At 66.9% G+C, this 20,335-nt stretch carries 19 protein-coding genes and 1 pseudogene; 9 read left to right on the plus strand and 11 right to left on the minus strand.

The window, feature by feature from the left end:
- The 3 genes and pseudogenes from B1790_RS22650 to B1790_RS22660 all read right to left on the minus strand — a co-directional run.
- Window positions 1-209: pseudogene (locus tag B1790_RS22650) on the minus strand (hypothetical protein); the annotation flags it as partial.
- 239 nt (window positions 210-448) lie between these two features.
- The gene (locus B1790_RS22655) at window positions 449-691 is read right to left on the minus strand and encodes an ANTAR domain-containing protein (RefSeq protein ID WP_233165269.1); all 243 of its coding nucleotides are present in this window, start codon (window positions 689-691) and stop codon (window positions 449-451) included.
- 256 nt (window positions 692-947) lie between these two features.
- Window positions 948-1,205 carry a hypothetical protein gene (locus tag B1790_RS22660; protein ID WP_079925534.1) on the minus strand — a complete coding sequence of 86 codons (258 nt, stop codon included), beginning with the start codon at window positions 1,203-1,205 and terminating at the stop codon, window positions 948-950.
- Window positions 1,206-1,538: 333 nt separating this feature from the next.
- Here B1790_RS22660 and B1790_RS22665 point away from each other — a divergent pair, with 333 nt between their 5' ends.
- Window positions 1,539-1,856 (plus strand): WhiB family transcriptional regulator, encoded by a 318-nt coding sequence (locus B1790_RS22665; RefSeq protein WP_079925535.1) that lies wholly within the window; start codon window positions 1,539-1,541, stop codon window positions 1,854-1,856.
- On the opposite strand, the gene B1790_RS22670 is transcribed toward B1790_RS22665, so the two are convergent.
- The gene (locus B1790_RS22670) at window positions 1,819-2,391 is read right to left on the minus strand and encodes a hypothetical protein (protein WP_079925536.1); all 573 of its coding nucleotides are present in this window, start codon (window positions 2,389-2,391) and stop codon (window positions 1,819-1,821) included. The genes B1790_RS22665 and B1790_RS22670 overlap by 38 nt on opposite strands.
- 145 nt (window positions 2,392-2,536) lie before the next feature.
- Between B1790_RS22670 and B1790_RS22675 the strand changes: the two genes are divergently transcribed.
- Entirely contained in the window at window positions 2,537-3,622 is a 1,086-nt protein-coding gene (locus B1790_RS22675) for an S-(hydroxymethyl)mycothiol dehydrogenase (RefSeq protein ID WP_079925537.1), read from the plus strand.
- 76 nt (window positions 3,623-3,698) lie between these two features.
- On the opposite strand, the gene B1790_RS22680 is transcribed toward B1790_RS22675, so the two are convergent.
- Genes B1790_RS22680 through glyA form a run of 5 tightly spaced genes read right to left on the minus strand, consistent with a single transcriptional unit; the run spans window position 3,699 to window position 10,017 of the window.
- The gene (locus tag B1790_RS22680) at window positions 3,699-4,292 is read right to left on the minus strand and encodes a sarcosine oxidase subunit gamma (RefSeq protein WP_079925538.1); all 594 of its coding nucleotides are present in this window, start codon (window positions 4,290-4,292) and stop codon (window positions 3,699-3,701) included.
- Window positions 4,285-7,146 carry a glycine cleavage T C-terminal barrel domain-containing protein gene (locus tag B1790_RS22685; protein WP_079925539.1) on the minus strand — a complete coding sequence of 954 codons (2,862 nt, stop codon included), beginning with the start codon at window positions 7,144-7,146 and terminating at the stop codon, window positions 4,285-4,287. The genes B1790_RS22680 and B1790_RS22685 overlap by 8 nt, the downstream gene beginning before the upstream one ends.
- On the minus strand, window positions 7,143-7,421 hold the full coding sequence (locus B1790_RS22690; RefSeq protein WP_079925540.1) for a sarcosine oxidase subunit delta: 279 nt from the start codon (window positions 7,419-7,421) through the stop codon (window positions 7,143-7,145). The genes B1790_RS22685 and B1790_RS22690 overlap by 4 nt, the downstream gene beginning before the upstream one ends.
- 32 nt (window positions 7,422-7,453) lie before the next feature.
- Entirely contained in the window at window positions 7,454-8,692 is a 1,239-nt protein-coding gene (locus B1790_RS22695) for a sarcosine oxidase subunit beta family protein (protein ID WP_079925541.1), read from the minus strand.
- On the minus strand, window positions 8,689-10,017 hold the full coding sequence (glyA, locus tag B1790_RS22700; protein WP_079925542.1) for a serine hydroxymethyltransferase: 1,329 nt from the start codon (window positions 10,015-10,017) through the stop codon (window positions 8,689-8,691). Before glyA ends, B1790_RS22695 begins: the two co-directional genes overlap by 4 nt.
- Before the next feature lie 104 nt (window positions 10,018-10,121).
- On the opposite strand from glyA, the gene B1790_RS22705 reads away from it, so the two are divergent.
- Window positions 10,122-10,805, plus strand: a complete 684-nt coding sequence (locus B1790_RS22705; RefSeq protein WP_079925543.1) for a GntR family transcriptional regulator — start codon at window positions 10,122-10,124, stop codon at window positions 10,803-10,805.
- A gap of 122 nt (window positions 10,806-10,927) precedes the next feature.
- The gene (locus tag B1790_RS22710) at window positions 10,928-11,602 is read left to right on the plus strand and encodes a GntR family transcriptional regulator (protein WP_369832408.1); all 675 of its coding nucleotides are present in this window, start codon (window positions 10,928-10,930) and stop codon (window positions 11,600-11,602) included.
- Window positions 11,603-11,621: 19 nt separating this feature from the next.
- On the opposite strand, the gene purU is transcribed toward B1790_RS22710, so the two are convergent.
- The gene (purU, locus tag B1790_RS22715; RefSeq protein ID WP_079925544.1) at window positions 11,622-12,473 is read right to left on the minus strand and encodes a formyltetrahydrofolate deformylase; all 852 of its coding nucleotides are present in this window, start codon (window positions 12,471-12,473) and stop codon (window positions 11,622-11,624) included.
- Window positions 12,474-12,518: 45 nt separating this feature from the next.
- Window positions 12,519-14,978: an FAD-dependent oxidoreductase gene (locus tag B1790_RS22720; protein WP_079925545.1), complete on the minus strand. Its 2,460-nt coding sequence runs from the start codon at window positions 14,976-14,978 to the stop codon at window positions 12,519-12,521.
- Window positions 14,979-15,629: 651 nt separating this feature from the next.
- Between B1790_RS22720 and B1790_RS22725 the strand changes: the two genes are divergently transcribed.
- The 5 genes from B1790_RS22725 (at window position 15,630) to B1790_RS22745 (ending at window position 20,333) form a co-directional block, all read left to right on the plus strand.
- Window positions 15,630-17,177, plus strand: a complete 1,548-nt coding sequence (locus B1790_RS22725; protein WP_079925546.1) for a BCCT family transporter — start codon at window positions 15,630-15,632, stop codon at window positions 17,175-17,177.
- A 184-nt stretch (window positions 17,178-17,361) separates the two neighbouring features.
- Window positions 17,362-17,724, plus strand: a complete 363-nt coding sequence (locus B1790_RS22730; RefSeq protein WP_079925547.1) for a bifunctional 3-phenylpropionate/cinnamic acid dioxygenase ferredoxin subunit — start codon at window positions 17,362-17,364, stop codon at window positions 17,722-17,724.
- Window positions 17,721-18,923, plus strand: a complete 1,203-nt coding sequence (locus B1790_RS22735; RefSeq protein WP_198952093.1) for an NAD(P)/FAD-dependent oxidoreductase — start codon at window positions 17,721-17,723, stop codon at window positions 18,921-18,923. The genes B1790_RS22730 and B1790_RS22735 overlap by 4 nt, the downstream gene beginning before the upstream one ends.
- A gap of 56 nt (window positions 18,924-18,979) precedes the next feature.
- Window positions 18,980-20,101: an aromatic ring-hydroxylating dioxygenase subunit alpha gene (locus tag B1790_RS22740; RefSeq protein WP_079925621.1), complete on the plus strand. Its 1,122-nt coding sequence runs from the start codon at window positions 18,980-18,982 to the stop codon at window positions 20,099-20,101.
- Between the two features lie 10 nt (window positions 20,102-20,111).
- Entirely contained in the window at window positions 20,112-20,333 is a 222-nt protein-coding gene (locus B1790_RS22745; RefSeq protein ID WP_079925548.1) for a hypothetical protein, read from the plus strand.
- Window positions 20,334-20,335: the final 2 nt, after the last annotated feature.

Raw genomic sequence — 20,335 nt, forward strand, 5'->3', positions numbered from 1 at the left:
TTGGCGCCCAACTCGACCGGGGAGGCTTCGCGTTGCAGCCGGGCGATCAGCTGATGCCCCACCGTGGGTAGCTGCCAGGTGACGGTTTCCAGTTCGCCCAACAACTCGACCAATTCGAGGTGGGTGAACTGGCCACAATCCAGGTCGACGAGTTCGGCGACGGCAGCGCGGATTCCCGCAACTGCTGCGGTGACCCGATCCGAACTCATACCCGAACACTAGTACGGGCCTCCGACAAGAAGCCCGGATCTGTGACACCTGGAACCGAAGTGACACAAGAGGATTCGAGAACTCGTCAATTCGCTCAGAGGCGGGCACTCGCACCCTCCGACCGAGAGCTTCCAGCGTCATCGGTCAGAGGTCAGGACGGTTCGCCGTCCGCAAGGTGGGTGCGCGCTCCGGTGCCCATCTTCGGTTTGTGGGCGCCTGTCCGATCACGCCCCGCCCCCTAATTCAGGTGATCGCGGTCGCGGAGTCCACTTCGGGTCGTGAGTAGATGGCCCCATACCCGAATGACCTCGGACTGGTGGGCAACGCGCTCGCCCTTGCCTCCAACCACGTGTGTGAGTGCGGCAGCCAGGCCGGCCGGGCCGATGCCAGTCTCGTGGACCGCGTCGACGAGATCGTCGAACGCCTCGCCCTCCGAGCACCCGCGCAGCCCCATCAGTATTCCGATGGCTAGATCGATCACGCGCCGCGAGTCTGGATCTGCACGCCGATCCACTTGAGTCATCGGTCTCTCCCCTTCTCGGCAGTCGCCACGACATCGATACACGACGCTCGTTAACGTCCGTTGTCGTCGGGGTGTCGCCGCCGTGCTTGCCGGGTCTCGACCTTCATCCGCGATCTCGACACGCCCGAGATCCACCTCTATTAACCAGAATTCGGATACCTCGTTGACGCACAGAAGGTCGCCGAGATTGGCCGCAGCGCGGACGCGGAGGCGACTAGAGCCAGCGCTGAAGGCCCTCGCCAAGGCGTTCCAAGGTGGCGATCTCCGACTCCAGGGCCCTGATGAACCTTCGCACGTCTGCGGCGCGCTCGGCCAGTCCCGAATCGCGAAGCTGCTGCAGTTCGATGTACCTTCGGGCCAGGTCGGATTGCGCTTGTGCGCGTAGTCCGCTGAGTTCGTGGCGGTAGTACTCGGCCTGCGCCGCGTCGGGGTCGCGGCTGTCCGCAACGTCGCCGGTGACCACTCCGTCCATGGCTCCGACGATAGCCGTGAACCCGTGACGTTGCGCACCGAGCCCCCATGCTTGGAGCTGGCTGGGTAGTCCTTCGTGAACAACGGATGCACCTCCGGTAAACGTCGGAAACTGTTGTCGGTCAACAGATGTGACATTCTCCATCCCAGTGAAACGAGCCTTGCGCGACGAACCTCCTCGGTGACATCGTCGGAATACCGGCTCAAGCCGGGGCGCGGTGCAGCGCGGGAATGGTGACGGCCGGCAGAAGTAGGGGAATGCGATGGTGATGCAGGTCCGTTCGGGTTGCGGTGACCGCAAGGATTCGTGGCAACGATGAGTGCGCGCCCGGCGATGCGGAGTTTCACCCCCGAGACGCGTTCGGCGTTCTCGGACGGTGGTTGGCAGCTGCGGGGTAGCTGCCGCGGCGCGTCCACGGACATGTTCTACCCACCCGAGAACACGAGGGGTAACGCCCGTCGGCTCAACGAGCGGCCTGCCAAGCAGGTGTGCGAGTCGTGTCCCGTGCTGGTGCCGTGCCGGCGTTACGCAGTCGACGCCCAAGAGCCACATGGCATTTGGGGTGGCACGACCCCCGAGGAGCGTGCCGAACTATTGCGAAGCGGCAGCATCGTCAGGCTGGCTCCCATCCGCCCCAGTCATGGCCGGTGAACACCTGGCCGTTGGGGATCTCGAAGCGCTCGAGGAACACCTGTAGCGCCGGCTGCATCTCGCCGTGCAGCGAGGTCATGGCCGCGACGATCTCCGGCGTCATCGGGTCGTAGTCCGCCGGCTTCTGCGCCGGGATCAGGCCGAGGTGTAGGGCCATCTCCAGCTGATAGAAGGTGAAGTCGCCGTAGGGGCGTTTCGGGTCGGCGCCGGGAATGTCTCCGTCGTCGTACGGGTCGGACAGGCTCCAGCTCATCATCGCCAGCAGGCGCCGATGCCGATCGGTGAAGTCAAAGGCGCTCTCGTCGCCAAGTGTCTCGACGAGGAACGAATACTCGCAGTCTTCGGGTGGTCGGCGATACGGATACGTCCCCGGAGGGCAGGTGCCGTGTGCCGCTGCGATGCGCAGTAGGTGGACGTCGTCGGGATCGGACGCCCAGTCGGGCGGGAAGCATGGCGCCCCCACCTCGGCGCCGTCCCAACCCACTCGCACTGCCCGGAGTCGGTCGGTATGGCCCTGCTGCCAGCGGACTTCCACGTCGGCGAGTATTCCAAAGCCCGGCGGGGGATGGGTGAGTGAGCCGCCGTCATCGCAGAAGTGCAATTGATATACTAGACATGCATTTACTGATACAGCACGATTGCCGCTAGTCGGCCGCCGTCTCGTCAAAAGGAGCCACCCCATGCCGCAGCAGGTTCGAGGTGTGATCGCCCGCTCGAAGGGTGCACCAGTCGAAGTCACGACGATCACCATCCCCGACCCAGGACCCGGCGAGGTCGTGGTGAAGATCCAGGCGTGCGGGGTCTGCCACACCGACCTGACCTACCGCGAGGGCGGCATCAACGACGAGTTCCCCTTCCTCCTCGGCCATGAAGCCGCCGGAATCGTGGAGGAGGTCGGCGCCGGAGTCGACTCGGTGACAGTGGGTGACTTCGTCATCCTGAACTGGCGCGCGGTGTGCGGACAATGTCGCGCCTGCAAGCGGGGTCGCCCGCAGTACTGCTTCAACACCCACAACGCCGCCCAGAAGATGACCCTCACCGACGGCACCGAGCTCACCCCGGCGCTGGGCATCGGCGCGTTCGCCGACAAGACCCTCGTCCACGAGCGGCAGTGCACCAAGGTTGACGCCGATGCCGATCCGGCCGTCGTCGGGTTGCTTGGCTGCGGCGTGATGGCGGGCCTCGGCGCCGCGGTGAACACGGGCAACGTCTCACGCGGCGACTCGGTCGCCGTCATCGGATGCGGTGGCGTCGGAGATGCCGCCATCATGGGTGCACGCCTGGCCGGCGCCGGCACGATCATCGCCGTCGACCGCGACCCCCGCAAGCTCGAGTGGGCCCGCGAACTCGGCGCCACCCACACCGTCAACGCCACCGACGAGGACACCGTCGAGGCCGTGCAGGCACTGACGGGCGGGTTCGGCGCCGACGTCGTCATCGACGCCGTCGGTCGCCCCGAGACCTGGCGCCAGGCGTTCTACGCCCGCGACCTCGCAGGCACCGTGGTCCTGGTCGGCGTTCCCACCCCCGACATGCAGCTCGAGATGCCGCTCGTCGACTTCTTCTCTCGTGGAGGCGCATTGAAGTCGTCGTGGTACGGAGACTGCCTGCCGGAACGCGACTTCCCGATGCTGGTGGACCTCTACCGGCAGGGCCGGCTGCCGCTGGAGCGCTTCGTCTCCGAGCGGATAAGACTCGACGAGATCGAGGACGCCTTCCACACCATGCACGTCGGGGCGGTACTTCGGTCGGTCGTCGTCCTGTGAGCGGCAACCTGCGGATCGGCAGGGTCGTCACCGATGACCTTGCAGCGCCGGGTCTGACGACCCGGCGCCTTCAGCGCTACCAGTCGACGCCGAACTCCTCGGCGCCGTCGACCAGCCACTCCGCGAGATAGCGCGCGAACGACGACCGCACCAGGATGCGGTAGTCGAACCCGTTGTAGCTCAACGGCATCAGCACCACTGCGGCCTGCCCGAGCATCGTCTGCACGGCTGCACCGGGACCGAACACCGTGGGGTGCAGGTCGACCGAGCAACCCTTCGCCAGGACGTCACGGGCGTGCTCGCCACTCAGCCGAACACTGGTGCGCTGCGCCGACACGTCGACCGCGGCCCCGCCATGCTCGACCACGGCGTCACGCAACCGCGACTCCAACTCCTCGGGCTCAAGCGCCGTCGAGGTGACCAACCATTCGTCGGGACCGAACCAGATCACCGTCACCTCCGGTGCCGTGGCCGTCGTCGACGCGGTGGTGGGCAACGCGTCGACTCCGAGGACCGCTGCGGCCGCGGCGGCTCCTTGGCCGGCCGGGTCGACCCACAGGTCGACCATCGAGACGAACGGTTCCTCCTGCACACCAGCGGAATCCGGCAACTGCGCGAACCGGCTGGCGAAGCCCTCGAGGGGGCTCCTTCGGATGAGGCTGTCAGCCATCGCGGCGGGCTCCTTCGGGATCGACGAGCACGGAACCGGTGACCTCCACCGGCACCAGGGTTCCGTTGACCGGGACACTCAGGGTGTCGCCGATGCGGGCGTGGCCACCCTTGACCAAGGCCAGGGCGAACGGACGCCCCAGCTCGGCGCTCCGGTAGCTCGAGGTGACGTGTCCGAGCATCGGCACGGGTGGCGGAGGCAGCTCACCGTCCGCGGGGGGTTCGATGATCTGCGCGCCCTCGGGCAGCACCGTCTCGGCGTCGATCGGCAGCAGCCCGACGAACTGCTTGCGGTGGGGGTTGAGATTCTCGCTACGGGAGAAGGAGCGCTTGCCGATGAAGTCGACCTTCTTCTTCGACACGACCCAGTTCATCCCCAGGTCCTGCGGGGTGATGGTGCCGTCGGTGTCCTGGCCGATGATGGGATAACCCTTCTCGGCGCGTAGCACGTGCATCGTCTCGGTGCCGTAGGGGGTGATCCCGTGGCGTTCCCCGGCTTCGATGAGCTTCTCCCACAACGCGGTTGCGTACCAACCCATTACGTTGACCTCGTAGGCGAGTTCGCCGGAGAAGCTGACCCGACCGACCCGGACGTGCGCCCCGCCGAGAGTGGTGTCCCGCCACGCCATGAACGGGAACGCGTCGTTGCTGACGTCGAGATCGGGGAACACCGCGCCGATGACGTCCCGGGACTTGGGGCCGACGACCGGGAAGGTGTGCCACTGCTCGGTCACCGAGGTCATCCGCACGCGGAGGTGTGGCCATTCGGTCTGCAGCCACTCCTCCATCCAATCCAGGATGTGGGCGGCGCCCCCGGTGGTGGTGAACACCTGGAAGCGGTCGTCGGCGAGGCGCATCACGGTGCCGTCGTCGATGACCATGCCGTCGGCGCCGCACATGACGCCGTAACGGATCATTCCGACCTTGAGGCTGCTCATCAAGTTGGTGTAGAGCATGTCGAGGAACTCGCCGGCATCCGGACCCTGGACGTCGATCTTGCCGAGGGTGGAACCGTCGAGAATGCCGACTCCCGTTCGGGCGGCGGCACATTCGCGCAAGACGGCGGTGTCCATATCCTCGTCGCCCTGCGGGTAGTACCGCGGGCGCTTCCACTGTCCGACGTCCTCGAACACCGCGCCGCGGTCGACGTGCCAGTCGTGCACCGCGGTGACCCGCTCCGGGTCGAACATGTGCCCCCGGCTGCGCCCGGCCAGCGCGGCGAACGCGACCGGGGTGTACGGCGGCCGGAAGGTGGTGACACCCATGTCCTCTGGCCGGCTGCCGAGCAGTTCGGCGGTGATGCCGGACGCGACGACGCCGGAGGTCTTGCCCTGGTCGTGTGCGGTCCCGATGGTGGTGTAGCGCTTGATGTGCTCCATCGAGCGCATACCCGCACCCACCGCCCTGACGAGGTCGGCGACGGTGGCGTCGCGCTGGACGTCGACGAACTGCCGGGTCGCGGTGGCGGAGTCGGGGACGTACCACAGCACCAGGCCCGCGGCCGGGGTGCGGACGGGGTCGGCTTCACCGGGGTACGTGGCAGTCGCAGCGACGAATCCGATTGCCGAGAGGGCTGATTCGACGGCCTCTCGACCACTGCGAAGGCAGCCAGGCAGGTCGAAGACTCCGGTCGCCGAGCCCGCGACGTCGACTCCGTCGAGGGACTCGCTGGGGACGAACGCGCCGAGCGTCTCGTCGTAGCGCAACTTGCCGCGGGCCTGGCTGTACAGGTGCACGGCCGGATTCCAGCCGCCGCTGACCAGGAGCACGTCGCAGGGCACCACGACGGGTGCCGCGTCGTCTGCGGGCGGACGCGAGACGGTGGCGTGGGTGATGCGCGCATCACCACGGGTGCCGCTGACCACCGAACCGAGGTGTACCGCGATGTCGCGAGACGCACACTCGTCGAACAGATCTGCCGACAGCTCCGTCCGCGCGTCGACCACGGCGGCAATCCGCACGCCTGCGTCCTGCAGGTCGAACGCGGTGAGGTAGGCACTGTCGTTGGTGGTGAACACCACGGCCTGCTCGCCGACCTTGACGCCATAGCGGTGCAGGAAGGTTCGGGCACCGTTGGCCAACATGATGCCGGGCCGGTCGTTGTCGGTGAACACGATCGGACGCTCGTGGGCGCCCGTGGCGACGACGATCCGGCGAGCGCGGATTCGCCAGACCCGCTGACGGCTGACCGCCACCGGTGCGTCGCCGCCCAGGTGGTCGGTACGGCGTTGCAGCGCAAGCACGAAACCGTCGTCGTAGTGACCGAACGCGGTGGTCCGCTGCAGGTAAAGGACGTCTGGGAAGGTGGCCAGTTCGGACACTGCCTCCGCGACCCAGTCCAGCGCAGGCTTGCCGTCGATCGTGTCGGTGCTCCCCAGCAGAGCGCCACCGGCTTCGCTCTGTTCGTCGAGCAGTAGGACCCGCGCTCCGGTCCTGGCGGCGGTCAGCGCGGCGGCCAGGCCGGTCGGACCCGCTCCGACGATCAGCACGTCGGTGTGGACGTGCGTCGCGTCGTACTTCGCGGTGTCCGCGATCTCGGCGAGGCGGCCCTGGCCCGGAATGCCCCGGGCGGCAAGGCCGTCGAACAACTCGACGGTGGTTGCCAGCAGCATGGGCTCGGGAAACGGGTGCTCGATCTGGACGAGACCGCCGGTGTCCTCGGCCCAGGCGGCGGTGAAGCCGCGTGGCCGGCCCAGCTTGATGCTGGTGGTCACTTGGTGAACGCCGTTGGCCAGCAACGCCGACGCGAGCGTGTCGCCGGCGTGGCCGGTCAGCTCCTGGTCGTTGAAGACGAAGGTGTGGGTGGTGGAGCGGTCGACGCGACCACCTGCGGGGGTGCGAAACGGTGCATTCATGGGGTGGTCGGCCTCTGCTCGTCAGGTCGGTACACGCTGTGGAACCGGTAGGTGGCGGTGTCGCGGATGGCGTTGAACCATCGGCGGCAGCCCGCGCTGTGGCTCCAGCGTTCCGCGAAGAGCCCCTTCGGGTTGGTGCGGAAGAACACGTAGCGTGCCCACTCCTCGTCGGTCAGCGCCTGCGGGTCCTCGGGGTAGGCGACGTGTGCTTCACCGCCGTAGTGGAATTCGGTTTCCTCGCGCGTTCCGCACCAAGGACATTCGATGAGTTGCATGGTGTTGCTCCTGTGTGAACGGCTCGGTGGACCTAGTGCGCGACGCCGGCGGCGCCGTGTTCGTCGACGAGCGCTCCGCTGACGAACCGGTCGAGGCTGAACGGGGCGACGAACTCGTGCGGCTCGTCGTTGGCGATGGTGTCGGCAAGACACCAGCCGATGCCAGGGGTCGCCTTGAATCCGCCGGTTCCCCAGCCCGCGTTGAGGTACAGGTTCTCGTACGGGGTGCGGCCCACGATCGGAGAGGCGTCCGGGCAGACGTCGACGATGCCGCCCCAGGTGCGCAACAGATGAGCGCGGGCGAACACGGGGAACAATTCGACGGCGGCGGCCATCTGCCGCTCGATGATGTGGAACGCGCCGCGCTGACCGTATCCGTTGTAGGAGTCGACGCCGGCGCCCATCACCAGTTCACCCTTGTGGGCCTGAGACACGTAGACGTGCACGGCATTGCTCATCACGATCGTCGGATGCACGGGCTCCAGCAGCTCCGAGACCAGCGCTTGCAGGGGATGGCTCTGCAAGGGGGTCCGGATGCCGAGCATGTCGGTCAGCGTCGACGTGTGCCCGGCCGCGCAGAGTGCGACCTGGCCCGCGCCGATGTCGCCCTGGGTGGTGCGGACGCCGGTGACCCGGTCACCGTCGGTGACGAAACCGGTGACCTCGCAGTTCTGGATGATGTCGATGCCGGCCTGGTCGGCGCGACGCGCGAACCCCCATGCGACGTAGTCGTGCTTGGCGATGCCTGCCCGCGGCTGATACGTCGCGCCCATCACGGGATAGCGAATGTCGTCGGAGACGTTGACGATCGGGCAGAGCTTCTTGACTTCGTCGGCGTCGACCCAGTGGGCGTCGATGCCGTTGAGCTTGTTGGCCTCGACCCGTCGCACGCTGTCGCGGACGTCCTGCAGGCTGTGGGCAAGATTCAGAACGCCGCACTGCTTGAACAGGATTGGGTAGTCGAGGTCGTCTTCGAGTCCCTCCCACAGTTTGAGCGCGTGCTCGTAGATGCGGGTGCTCTCGTCCCAGAGGTAGTTCGATCGGATCAGCGTGGTGTTGCGGGCCATGTTGCCGCCGGCGAGCCATCCCCGTTCGAGCACGGCGACGTTGGTGATGCCGTGGTTCTTCGCGAGGTAGTGCGCCGTGGCCAGTCCGTGGCCACCGCCACCGACGATGACGACGTCGTAGTTCTTCTTGGGCGTCGGTGTGCGCCAGAGGAATTCCGGATGGTCGGGAAGGTGTGCGCCGGGCGGCACGGTGTGAGTGGTCACAGCGTGGCCCCTGCGAGGCCGGGGTAGAGCGGGAAGCGCGCCGCGAGGGCGTCGACCCGGGTACGGAGTTCGGCGAGGGCGGCGTCGTCGGTTGCGGGTCGCAGCGCGTGGCTGATGACGTCGGCGACCTCGGCGAAGGCGTCGAGGTCGAAGCCACGCGTCGCGAGGGCCGAGGTGCCGATGCGCACACCCGAACTGACCATCGGTGGGCGCGGGTCGAAGGGGACGGCGTTGCGATTGACGGTGATGCCGACGCGGTGCAGCCGGTCCTCGGCCTGCTGACCGTCCAGCTCGGAGTCACGCAGGTCGACCAGCACCAGGTGCACGTCGGTGCCACCGGAGACGACGCTGATGCCGGCGGCATGCGAATCCGGTTGCAGGAGACGGTCGGCGAGGATCTTGGCGCCGTCGAGGGTGAGCTGCTGGCGCACGACGAACTCCGGTTGGGCGGCGACCTTGAACGAGACGGCCTTGGCGGCGATGACGTGTTCCAGTGGGCCGCCCTGTTGACCGGGGAAGACCGAGGAGTTGAACTTCTTCGCCAGGGCCTCGTCGTTGGTCAGGATGATGCCGCCGCGCGGGCCGCCGAGGGTCTTGTGCGTGGTCGAGGTGACGACGTGTGCGTGCGGCATGGGGGAGGGGTGCAACCCGGCGGCCACCAGGCCGGCGAAGTGCGCCATGTCGACCATGAGGTAGGCCCCGACGTCGTCGGCGATGCGCCGGAATTCGGCGAAGTCGAGCTGCCGCGGGTAGGCCGACCAGCCGGCGAGGATCAGCTTGGGTCGTCGTTCGTGGGCCACTCGTTCGACCTCGGCCATGTCGACGAGGTGGTCGCCTTCTGTCACGTGGTACGCGGCGACGTCGTACAGCTTGCCGGAGAAGTTCAGCTTCATTCCGTGGGTCAGGTGACCGCCGTGCGGCAGTGCCAGACCCAGGATGGTGTCACCGGGGGTGAGCAGTGCGGCCATTGCCGCGGCGTTGGCCTGCGCGCCCGAATGCGGTTGCACGTTGGCGTATTTCGCACCGAAGAGCTCTGTGACGCGGTCGATGGCGAGCTGCTCGATCACGTCGACGTGTTCGCACCCGCCGTAGTAGCGCCGGCCCGGGTAGCCCTCGGCGTACTTGTTGGTCAGCACCGAGCCCTGTGCCTGCATCACCGCGAGCGGGGCGAAGTTCTCGCTCGCGATCATCTCGAGGGTGGTCTCCTGGCGGGCCAGCTCGGCGGTGATCGCGTCGTGCACAGCCGGGTCGAGCTCAGCCAGGGAGGCACCGAGGAGCGGGTTCGCGGGCTGTACCGACGTCGGCACCGCGGTATCGAGAGTCATTGACGCCTTCCTGGAATCTCACTGAGTAAGTTACTGGTATATCAGTTAGCGATTAGGCTAGGATCAAAACGCGATTACGTCAACAGATCAACGGAAGGTCGGCGATGACACTGGCGGATTTCCAGGCCGATGGCTCCCTTGTCGGCGCAGACGTCGGTACGGAGAGCAACGCAGATCGCGCATACGAGGTGATCCGCGAGCGCCTGGTGATGCTCGACATCCGGCCCGGTGAACCGATCAACGACGACCGGCTGTCGGCGGAACTCGGCCTTGGCCGCACCCCCGTGCGGGAGGCCGTCAAGCGCCTGGAACGGGATCGACTCGTCGTCGCGTATCCCCGGCGCGGCACGTTCGCTACCGCCGTCGACCTGACCGACCTCGCGGACATCTCCGAAATCCGCAAGCAACTCGAGCCGACCGCCGCGGCCAGGGCCGCCCGCACGGCGTCCGCCGACATGCGCGCGCGACTCGGTGTCCTTGCGGAGAGCATCGCCGCGATCGACGACGATGACGACGCGCGGGAGGTGTTGCGCCGCGACGTCTACGTGCACCGCGAGATCTATCGCGCGTCGGGGAATCCGCACCTCGAGCAAATCCTCATCACCCTCGACGGACATGCGACGCGGATCTGGTGCCTGTTCCTGGACCGGCTGCCCGACGTCGCGAGTCACGTTCGGGAGCACATCGCGTTGCTCCAGGCGATCGTCGCCGGTGACGAGGCGGCCGCAGCCGACCTGACGTTGGCGCACGTCACGGGCTTCGAACGGGAGATTCGCGCGCTGCTCTGACGGCGTGCCGAGACGTTTCGGCGACGGCGGTCACCGGCCGTCGACGCACTGATATATCATCGACGCGGCACGGTCGGGTTGACTTCCGGGTGCAAGACGTCGACGTCGGGAGGTTCGTGACCGTGACAACGCTGAGCTCGGCGGAGCTGGAAGCCGACCCCGAGGGCATGTCGTTCGCCGACCGCGCCTACCTCGCCATCCGGGACAAGCTGATCATGCTCGACATCCGCCCGAACGAGGCGATCGTGGAGAGCGAGCTGGCTGCCGAACTGCAGTTCGGAAGAACGCCCGTCCGGGAGGCGCTGAAGCGGCTGGAGGCCGACCGGCTGGTCGTGTCCTATCCGCGCCGCGGGACGTTCGCCACCGGGGTCGACGTCGCCGACCTTCGACACATCTCGCAGATCCGGGTGAACCTCGAGCCGGTGGCGGCACGGACGGCCGCAGAGGCCGCGAGTGCGTCGACGAGAGCCGAGCTGGTGCGGTTGGCCGACGACACCGACGCGCTCGACGTCGCAGGAATCGACCGCAACGAACTGATGCGGTGGGATCTTTTGGTGCACCGCGCCATCTACCGCGCCGCGGGCAACCCCCATCTCGAAGACGTCCTCGTCCGGTACGACAACCTCGCCACCCGCATCTTCTGCCTGTTCCTGGATCGGCTGCCGACGGTCGCCAAGCACGTCGGCGAGCACACCAATCTTCTGCGGACCATCGCCGCCGGTGACGGAGACGCAGCCGCTGCGATCGCACTCGAGCACGTCATCGGGTTCGAGGAGTCGGTCCGCGCCATCGTCTGATCGGTGACGCCGACAGGCGTCAGCTGAAGACGACGGTGCGATGCCCGTGCATCATCACGCGGTTCTCGCAATGCCACCGAACTGCGCGGGACAACGCCAGCGCTTCGGCGTCCTGTCCAACGGTTGCCAGCCGCGCCGGGTCGTATGAGTGGTCGATTCGGATGACCTCTTGCTCGATGATCGGTCCTTCGTCGAGGTCGGGCGTCACGTAATGTGCGGTCGCCCCAACGAATTTCACGCCGCGGTCGTAGGCCTGGTGGTACGGCTTGGCGCCCTTGAAGCCGGGCAGGAACGAGTGATGGATGTTGATCGCGCGGCCTTGCAGCGCCGTGCAGGTCTCGTTGGACAGCACCTGCATGTAGCGGGCCAGGACAACGAGGTCGGCGTCGTACTCGTCGACCAGTGCCAGCAGTTCGGCCTCGGCCTCCGGCTTGGTCGTCGGCGTCACGGGGATGTGCACGAACGGAAGGCCCGCCGCCTCGGCCATGGGGCGCAGCACCTCGTGATTCGAGACGACGGCCACCAGCTCACCGCCGAGGGTGCCCGCGCGCCAGCGGAAGATGAGGTCGTTGAGGCAATGACCCATCCTCGACACCATCACGACCACGCGAGGCGGCACACCCGCGTCGAAGCGGAAGTTCATCCCGAAAGTGCTTGCGAGCGTCTCGAATTGCTCGGTCAGCTCCGGGACGCCCGCGACCTCTTCCCCGCAGATGAACTTCGTGCGAAGGAAGAACGACTGGCTCACCGTGTCGTCGAACTGCTGGTGCTCGGCGATGTCGCAGTTGCGGGAGAACAGGAACGAGGTGACGGCGTGGACGATGCCCGGCCGCTGGGGGCAACTCAGCGTCAGGGTGAAGTTCTGGGTCATGAGATCTCCTGGTGGGAGTGGGGTGGAGCGTGGGTCATCGGCAGGTCATGCCCGAATCTTCTTCATCTCGGGGTCGACGAGTGGTTCGGCCGCAACGGTGGCCGCGATGCGTCGATCGAAGTACTGGATCTCGACACCCGTTCCGACGACGGCGGTGGCAGGCAGCCACGCGTAGGCGATCGGCGCACCGACGGTGTGCCCGAACGACGCGCTGGTGACGTAGCCGACGGGTGCGCCGTCGACGAATACCGGCTCGGATCCCAGCACGACCGAACTGCCGTCGTCGACGACGAGGCAGGCCAGCCGCCGCTGAACGGTGTCGTCGGAGATTCCGGCCAAGGCGTCGCGCCCGAGGAACTCCTCCTTCTGGAGTCGCACGGCGAACCCGAGTCCCGCTTCATACGGGTTGTGTTCGGTCGTCATGTCGGTGCCCCACGACCGGTAGCCCTTCTCCATGCGGAGGCTGTTGAACGCGGCCCGGCCCGCGGCGATGACGCCGTGCCGCTGGCCCTCTGCCCAGAGCGCATCCCAGAGCCGCAGACCGTTGTCGGCCGACGTGTAGAGCTCCCAGCCGAGTTCGCCGACGTAGGACAGGCGCATTGCGGTGACGGGCACGCCGCCGATCCGAACCTGCTTGCAGCGGAAGTACTTGAAGTTCTCGTGTGAGAAGTCGTCGCGGCTGAGCGCGGTGACCACCTCGCGGGCCCGCGGACCCCACAGGCCGATGCAGCAGGTGCCGCCGGTGATGTCGCGGACCGTGACGCTGCCGTCGGTCGGGGCCTGGCGACGGAAGTAGTCCATGTCCAGGTTTCCGTTGGCGCCGACCTGAAAGGTGTTCTCAGACAAGCGGGCAACGGTCAAGTCGCTGCGCACGCCGCCGGCTGCGTCCAACGCCAAGGCGTAGGTGACCGCGCCGATCGACTTGTCCATCTTCGCGGTGGTCAGTCGTTCGAGGAGCACCAAGGCTCCCGGTCCGGACACCTCGAGTCGCTTGAGTGGCGTCATGTCGTACATCGCCACCGCGGTCCTCGTCCGCCACGCTTCGGCTGCGGCGATCGGGGAGTGGAACTTGGCGGCCCACTCGTCACGGGGCTTCGGCTGCCACTCGGGCGGCAGCTGGCCGACCAGGTCGGCGTTGGCCTCGAACCAGTGTGGGCGCTCCCAGCCGTGGCTCTCGAGGAACATCGCGCCAAGTTCCTTCTGGCGGACGTGGAACGGACTGACGCGGATGTCGCGCGGAGATTCCTTGGGCTGCAACGGGTGCAGGATGTCGTAGATCTCGACGAAGTTCTGCTGCGAGGTTTCGCTGACGTACTGCGGGTCGAGTTGGATCTCCTCGAAGCGGTGGACGTCGCACCCGTGCAACTCCACTTCGGAGCGTCCGTCGACGAGGAGCTGGGCGACCGCTCTGGCGACGCCGGCCGAGTGGGTGACCCACACCGCCTCGGCGATCCAGAAGCCCGCGACGTCGGGTGATTCGCCGATCAGCGGACCGCCGTCGGGTGTGAACGAGAAGATCCCGTTGAACCCGGTCTCGATCGTCGCGTCCCGCAGACACGGAAGCAGTTCCTTGGACTTCTCCCACGCGGGGGCGAAGTCCTCTTCGGTAAAGGTGAGCATGGACGGCATTGCGTCGCTGGTGATTTCACCGCCGGGCAGGTCGCGGAGGTCCACGGGCATCGGGCGGTGTGCGTAGGAGCCGATGCCGAGGCGGTCGACGTGCTCGCGGAAGTACAGGTCCTGGTCCTGATGGCGCAGGATGGGGAATCCGGCTTCCGACGACTCGGTGTTGCGGCCGACCAGTTCGGGGAGCTGGTGCGTCGTGGCGTACTGGTGCGCCAATGGCAGCAGTGGGACGTCCATGCCGATCAACGCGCCGAGGTCCGGACCCCAGAATCCGCCGCAGGAGACGACGATGTCGGCGGGGATCACGCCTGTGGTCGTCGTGACGCCGGTGACCCGGCCGCCGCTGTGCTCGATTCCGACGACCTTCGTCGAGCCCCGGAACTCCGCACCGCGGGCCTGCGCACGTCGACTCAGCGCCACGACGACGCGAGACGCCTTGGCCAGGCCGTCGGTCTCGACGTAGAGCCCACCGAGAATGCGCTTCGGTTCGAGCAGGGGATGCAGCTTGGCGCACTCCTCCGGCTCGATCACGCGGGCGTCGACGCCCCACGAGGTCGCCCAGCCCTGCCTGCGGTGCAGTTCGGCCAGTCGCTGGGGGGTGGTGGCGACTTCGAGGCCGCCGACCTGGTTGAAGCACCATTCGCCGTCGACGTCGAGGCCCTTGAACTTGTCGACGGTGTAGCTCGCCAGCGCGGTCATGGTCTTTGACGGCGTGGTCTGGAAGACGAGGCCCGGGGCGTGGGACGTCGACCCGCCGGTCAACGGCAGCGGTCCCTGGTCGACGACGGTGACCCGATCCCACCCCCTCGCCGTCAGTTCGTCGGCGAGATTGGTGCCGACGATGCCGGCCCCGATGATCACGACGCGGGGTGAGCCCATACTCGTAGTTCTCCTAGTGGTGCCTGCGCTAGCACGTGCGACTAATTGATCAACAACTGATATACCAACCGTACGACTTGACCGTCTGCGGCGTCAAGGGGTGCGGATCTATCGCCTCGTCGGCTGCTGGGATCGGCCGACGGATGGGTCATTCGGGCTGATCAACCGGCGGGTGCGGCGAATCGCGAATCGACGCCGTGCTGGGCTGACGTGGCAGCTGGCTACCTAAAGTGGCTAGCCGCGTCCGGTGCCGGCAAAAGTTTCTTTGTCTAGCAGTCGCGTATCAGCCAGTCGCGGTCTAATATATCACGAACGCCGCTGGTGGAAAGTGCCATCCATCCGCGGCGGGTCGAGTCACCCGGGTCCGCAATGGCCGGCTTTGATGCCGCTCGGAACAGCCCGGTACGCACCGCGGCGGTATGTGAACTGAACCTGGAGAAATTCGACAGGGCAGACGCATATCAACAGAAGAGTGTGACGTGGATCTCCATCGAAAGGGGACATGGTCCAGGTCGCATCAGTCCGATCCGAGACGAGCCGGCCCAGCGCCCTCAGGAGTTTCCCGTGACAGCACAGCAAGACAATCCACCGGATACCGAATCCATGCCGCTCGAGCCGGATGCGCTCGACTATTGTTCGCCGGCGTCCGGAATGGACGGACCGCAACCTCCTGGTCGCCCCGTCACCGATCCCGTCGTATTCGGCGTGGCGGCCCTGTCCGTCGTCGCCATCCTCGCGTGGGGCTTGCTCGACCCGCCCGGGTTCTCGTCGACGATGACTTCCATCCTCAACTGGGTGGTCGGCAACCTCGGGTGGCTCTTCATTCTGTCCGCCACCGGCTTCGTGCTGTTCGCGGTCTGGCTCGCCCTGAGTCGCTACGGCAGGATCCCGCTGTGTGGGGACGGGGAGAAACCCGAGTTCAGCACCGTCAGCTGGGTCGCGATGATGTTCAGCGCAGGCATGGGTATCGGCCTGATCTTCTGGGGCGTCACCGAGCCGCTGACGCACTTCGTCAAACCCCCACCGGGGCTTGCGGATTCAGCGGCGGGCACCGCGTTGGCCACTGCGCTGTTCCACTGGGGATTCCATCCGTGGTCGATGTACGCCGTCGTCGGCTTGTCGGTCGCCTACGGCACCTATCGGATGGGGCGCAAGCAGCTCATCAGTTCCGCGTTCACCCCGCTGTTCGGTCGCAAGCGCGTCGAGGGGCCCATCGGCAAGATCATCGACATCCTCGCGATCTTCGCGACGATGTTCGGCACGGCCGCCTCGCTTGGCCTCGGCGCACTGCAGATCGGCTCCGGCATCGAGACCGTCGGCTGGGTGGGCAAGGCGGGAACCTTGCTTCTCGTCTCCATCGTCGCGCTGCTGACGCTGGCATTCGTCGCATCGGCTATTTCCGGCGTGTCCAAAGGCATCCAGTGGCTGTCCAACATCAACATGGTGTTGGCCCTGATTCTGGCGATCTTCGTCTTCGTCGCAGGCCCGACGGTCCTGATCCTCAACCTGATCCCGACCTCGCTCGGCGACTACCTGGCCAACCTGCCAAGCATGTCCGCCAGGTCGGGCGCCGACGGTGCGGACACCGACAAGTGGCTGTCGTCGTGGACGATCTTCTACTGGGCGTGGTGGATCTCGTGGACGCCGTTCGTCGGCATGTTCCTCGCCCGCATCAGCCGGGGACGCACCATCAGGCAGTTCGTGGTCGGCGTCATCCTGATCCCCACCACGGTGAGCATGGTGTGGTTCGCGGTATTCGGTGGGGCGGGGATAGGCCAGCAGCGTGACGGGATCGACCTGTACGGCAGTGGCGAACCGGAGTCGACGCTGTTCGGAATGCTCGACCGTCTGCCGCTCGTCGGTGTGTCGTCACTGCTGGTGATGGCGTTGGTGGCGATCTTCTTCGTCTCCGGCGCGGACGCCGCCTCGATGGTCATGGGGACGCTGTCGCAGCGGGGCTCGTTGAACCCCTCGAGATGGGCGGTCGCCACCTGGGGCCTGGCAACCGGGGCCGTGGCGATCCTGATGCTGTGGGCGGGTGGTAGTGATGCGCTCAACGGCCTGCAAACGATGACGATCATCGTCGCCGCGCCATTCGTCTTCGTGATGATCGGCATGTGCGTCTCGCTGTATCTCGACCTCAGGAAGGACCCGTTGGCAAAGGAGCTGCGGAGGCTGCCGACGGTCTCGCAGGAGTAGTCCGTCACAGGGCGGCCCCGCACCGGGGCCGCCCTGTGGCGCGCCTCGGGAATCCCGCCCGACGGCGCACTGCTCTACACCGACTTCCGCCTCTTGACAGGGGTGTGACATGCCCCCAGACTGTTGCGTAATGCGAATTACGTTGCGTAATGCGCACCAGCGGTCGAACCGGAAGGGTCCGCACATGATCGACATTTGCCCACTCGCAGACCTGCCCCCCGGGGAGGCTCTGCGAGTCGACACCGTCCCTCCGATTGCCGTGTTCCACACCGAAGACGGCGAGGTGTTCGCCATCGACGACACCTGCTCACACCAAGACGCCTCACTGGCCGACGGTTGGGTCGAGGGGTGCGAGGTCGAATGTCCGCTGCACGCCTCGCGGTTCAACCTGCGGACCGGCGCGGTGGACGCGCCCCCCGCGAAGCTGCCGGTCCGGGCGCACGTCGTGGCGATCGAGAACGGCCTCATCCGCGTCGAGCTCAGCACCGACAAGCCGAACCTGCCGCCCGACATTCGGGCCCGCCTTGGTGACGGGGCGAACCGGTGAAGCACGTTGCGATCGTCGGAGCCTCGTTGGCCGGACTGTCGGCCGCACGCGCTCTCCGCGCCCAGGGTTTCGACGGGCGGCTCACGATCGTCGGCGACGAGTCGCGGCGGCCGTATGACCGCCCACCCCTGTCGAAGGGGTTCCTCGTCGGCGACGTGACCGAAGCCGACCTCGCCCTGGAGTGCGACGACGACGACGACCTCGACGCCACCTGGCTGCTCGGCGCACCAGCGTCTCGACTCGACGCTAATTGCGGCGCAATCGAACTCGCCGACGGGACACGAATCGACGCCGACGGTGTCGTCCTGGCCACCGGTTCGAGGGCGAGGCGGTGGCCAGGCAGTGACGAACTGGCAGGCGTCCACGTGATCAGGACCGTCGACGACGCAGTCGCGCTGCGCGAGGATCTGCGACCCGGTGCCAGGATGGTCGTCATCGGAGCCGGATTCATCGGCGCCGAGGTGGCGTCGACCGCACGCAAGCTCGGGCTCGACGTCACCGTGGTCGAGGCCGCGCCGACGCCATTGGCGGTACAGCTGGGCGAGCGGCTCGGCACCGTGGTGTCCTCGGCGCACATGGCCAACGGGACGACGTTGATCTGCGGCACCGTCGTCGCGGGCCTCACCGGTGAGAATCGGCCGCTGCGTGGGTCGTCCGGCCCGGACCGGGTCACCGGCGTCAACCTCGCCGACGGTCGGCACCTCCCCGCCGACGTGGTCGTCGTGGGAATCGGCGGAATCCCCAACATCGAATGGCTTCGAGACAGCGGCCTGCAACTCGGCAACGGCGTGCTTTGCGGCGCCGGCGGCGAGACGACCATTCCCAACGTCGTCGCCGTCGGTGACTGCGCGGCGTGGCACGACCACCTTCACGGCGCGCCCCACCGGGTGGAGCACTGGACCGGCGCACTCGAACGGCCCGCCATCGCCGTCGCGACGCTGCTCGCAGGCGGACTGCACCAGGGCACCCCGGCCAAGGCGCCGTACTTCTGGTCGGACCAGTACGGGGCTCGCATTCAGTTCGCGGGAGCCACCCGCAGCGGTGACGAGATCACCATCGAAGCGGGCAGCTGCGACGACCGCTGCTTCCTGGCCACCTACCGACGTGACGGTCTACTGGTCGCGGTCCTCGCGGTCGACCAACCTCGGCTGTTCGGCCGCTGGCGTCGCCAATTGGCCGCCGCGCCCGCAGGCGTCTGACCCCAGCCCTCCATCAGCCTCTCAGCCCACGATCCACCAGGAGTTCCGTAGTGACCATCGCTACCCCCACCCTGCCCGAGAGCCTCATCGCCACCCTGCCTGGGCACTACTACACCGACGACGGTGTGTTCGCCCTCGAGCAGGAGAAGGTCTTCGAGGCCATGTGGTTCTGCGCCGTCCGCGCCGCCGACCTGGACAAGCCCGGTGCGTTCCGGACCGTGCAGGTTGGGCGTGAGAGCGTGCTGATCACGCGGTCGCGCAAGGGCGAGGTGCGCGCGTTCTTCAACGTCTGCAGGCACCGGGGCGCACAGCTCTGCACCGAGGACAGTGGCGAGGTCAAGCGGGCGTTCCAATGTCCTTACCACGCTTGGACTTACGACTTCGAAGGCAAGTTGATCGCGGCCCCGAACCTGACCAAGATGCCGGACGTCGACCGCACCGAATACGGCCTGCGCAAGATCGCGGTTCGCGAATGGCTCGGCTACGTCTGGGTCTGCCTCGACGACGAGCCGCCGTCGTTCGAGGCCACCGTGATGCAGGAGATCGTCGACCGGCTGGGTGACGTCGAGTCGATCGACCACTACGGCGTCGCCGACTTGAGCCTGGGACGCCGGATCACCTACGACGTCAAGGCCAACTGGAAGCTCATCATCGAGAACTTCATGGAGTGCTACCACTGCGCCACGATTCACCCGGAGCTGACGGAGGTGCTGCCCGAGTTCGCCGACGGGTACGCCGCGCAGTACTACGTCGGCCATGGCGCCGAATTCGGTGAGGAGGTCCAGGGTTTCACGATCGACGGCTCCGAGGGCCTCGACCACATCCCCGGTGTCACCGAGGGCCAAGACCGCCGCTACTACGCCATCACCGTCCGGCCCCAGGTGTTCGTCAACCTGGTACCCGACCACGTCATCGTGCACCGGATGTTCCCCATGGCCGCCGACCGAACCATCGTCGAATGCGACTGGCTGTACATGCCGCACGTCGTCGAGTCGGGGCGCGAAGTCGGGCACTCGGTCGAACTGTTCCATCGCGTCAACCAGCAGGACTTCGACGCCTGCGAGCGCTGCCAGCCCGCGATGAGCTCGCGGACCTACCGAGACGGTGGGGTCTTGGTGCCCAGTGAGCATCACCTCGGCGAGTTCCACGACTGGCTGCGCGCCAAGCTCGGCTCGTGAGGAGCGACGGATGCGTCTCGATTGGTATGACCGTAGGATTCTCGAATTCGTGGTCGAGTGTGGGCCCTGCTCGCAGCCGACCGACGAACAGACCTTCGCTTGCTTCGGCATCAGCGCGCAACGCGTGATGCGCCGGCTCGACGCCGTCATCGACCTCGACGACACCCCCGGTCTCCCGCTCGGGGAGCCGGACCGGGGTCTCCTGAAACGCGCTCGCGCGCTACGCGTTTAGGC

Origin of the sequence: Mycobacterium sp. AT1 (assembly GCF_002043095.1) — a bacterium.
Classification (GTDB): Bacteria; Actinomycetota; Actinomycetes; order Mycobacteriales; family Mycobacteriaceae; genus Mycobacterium.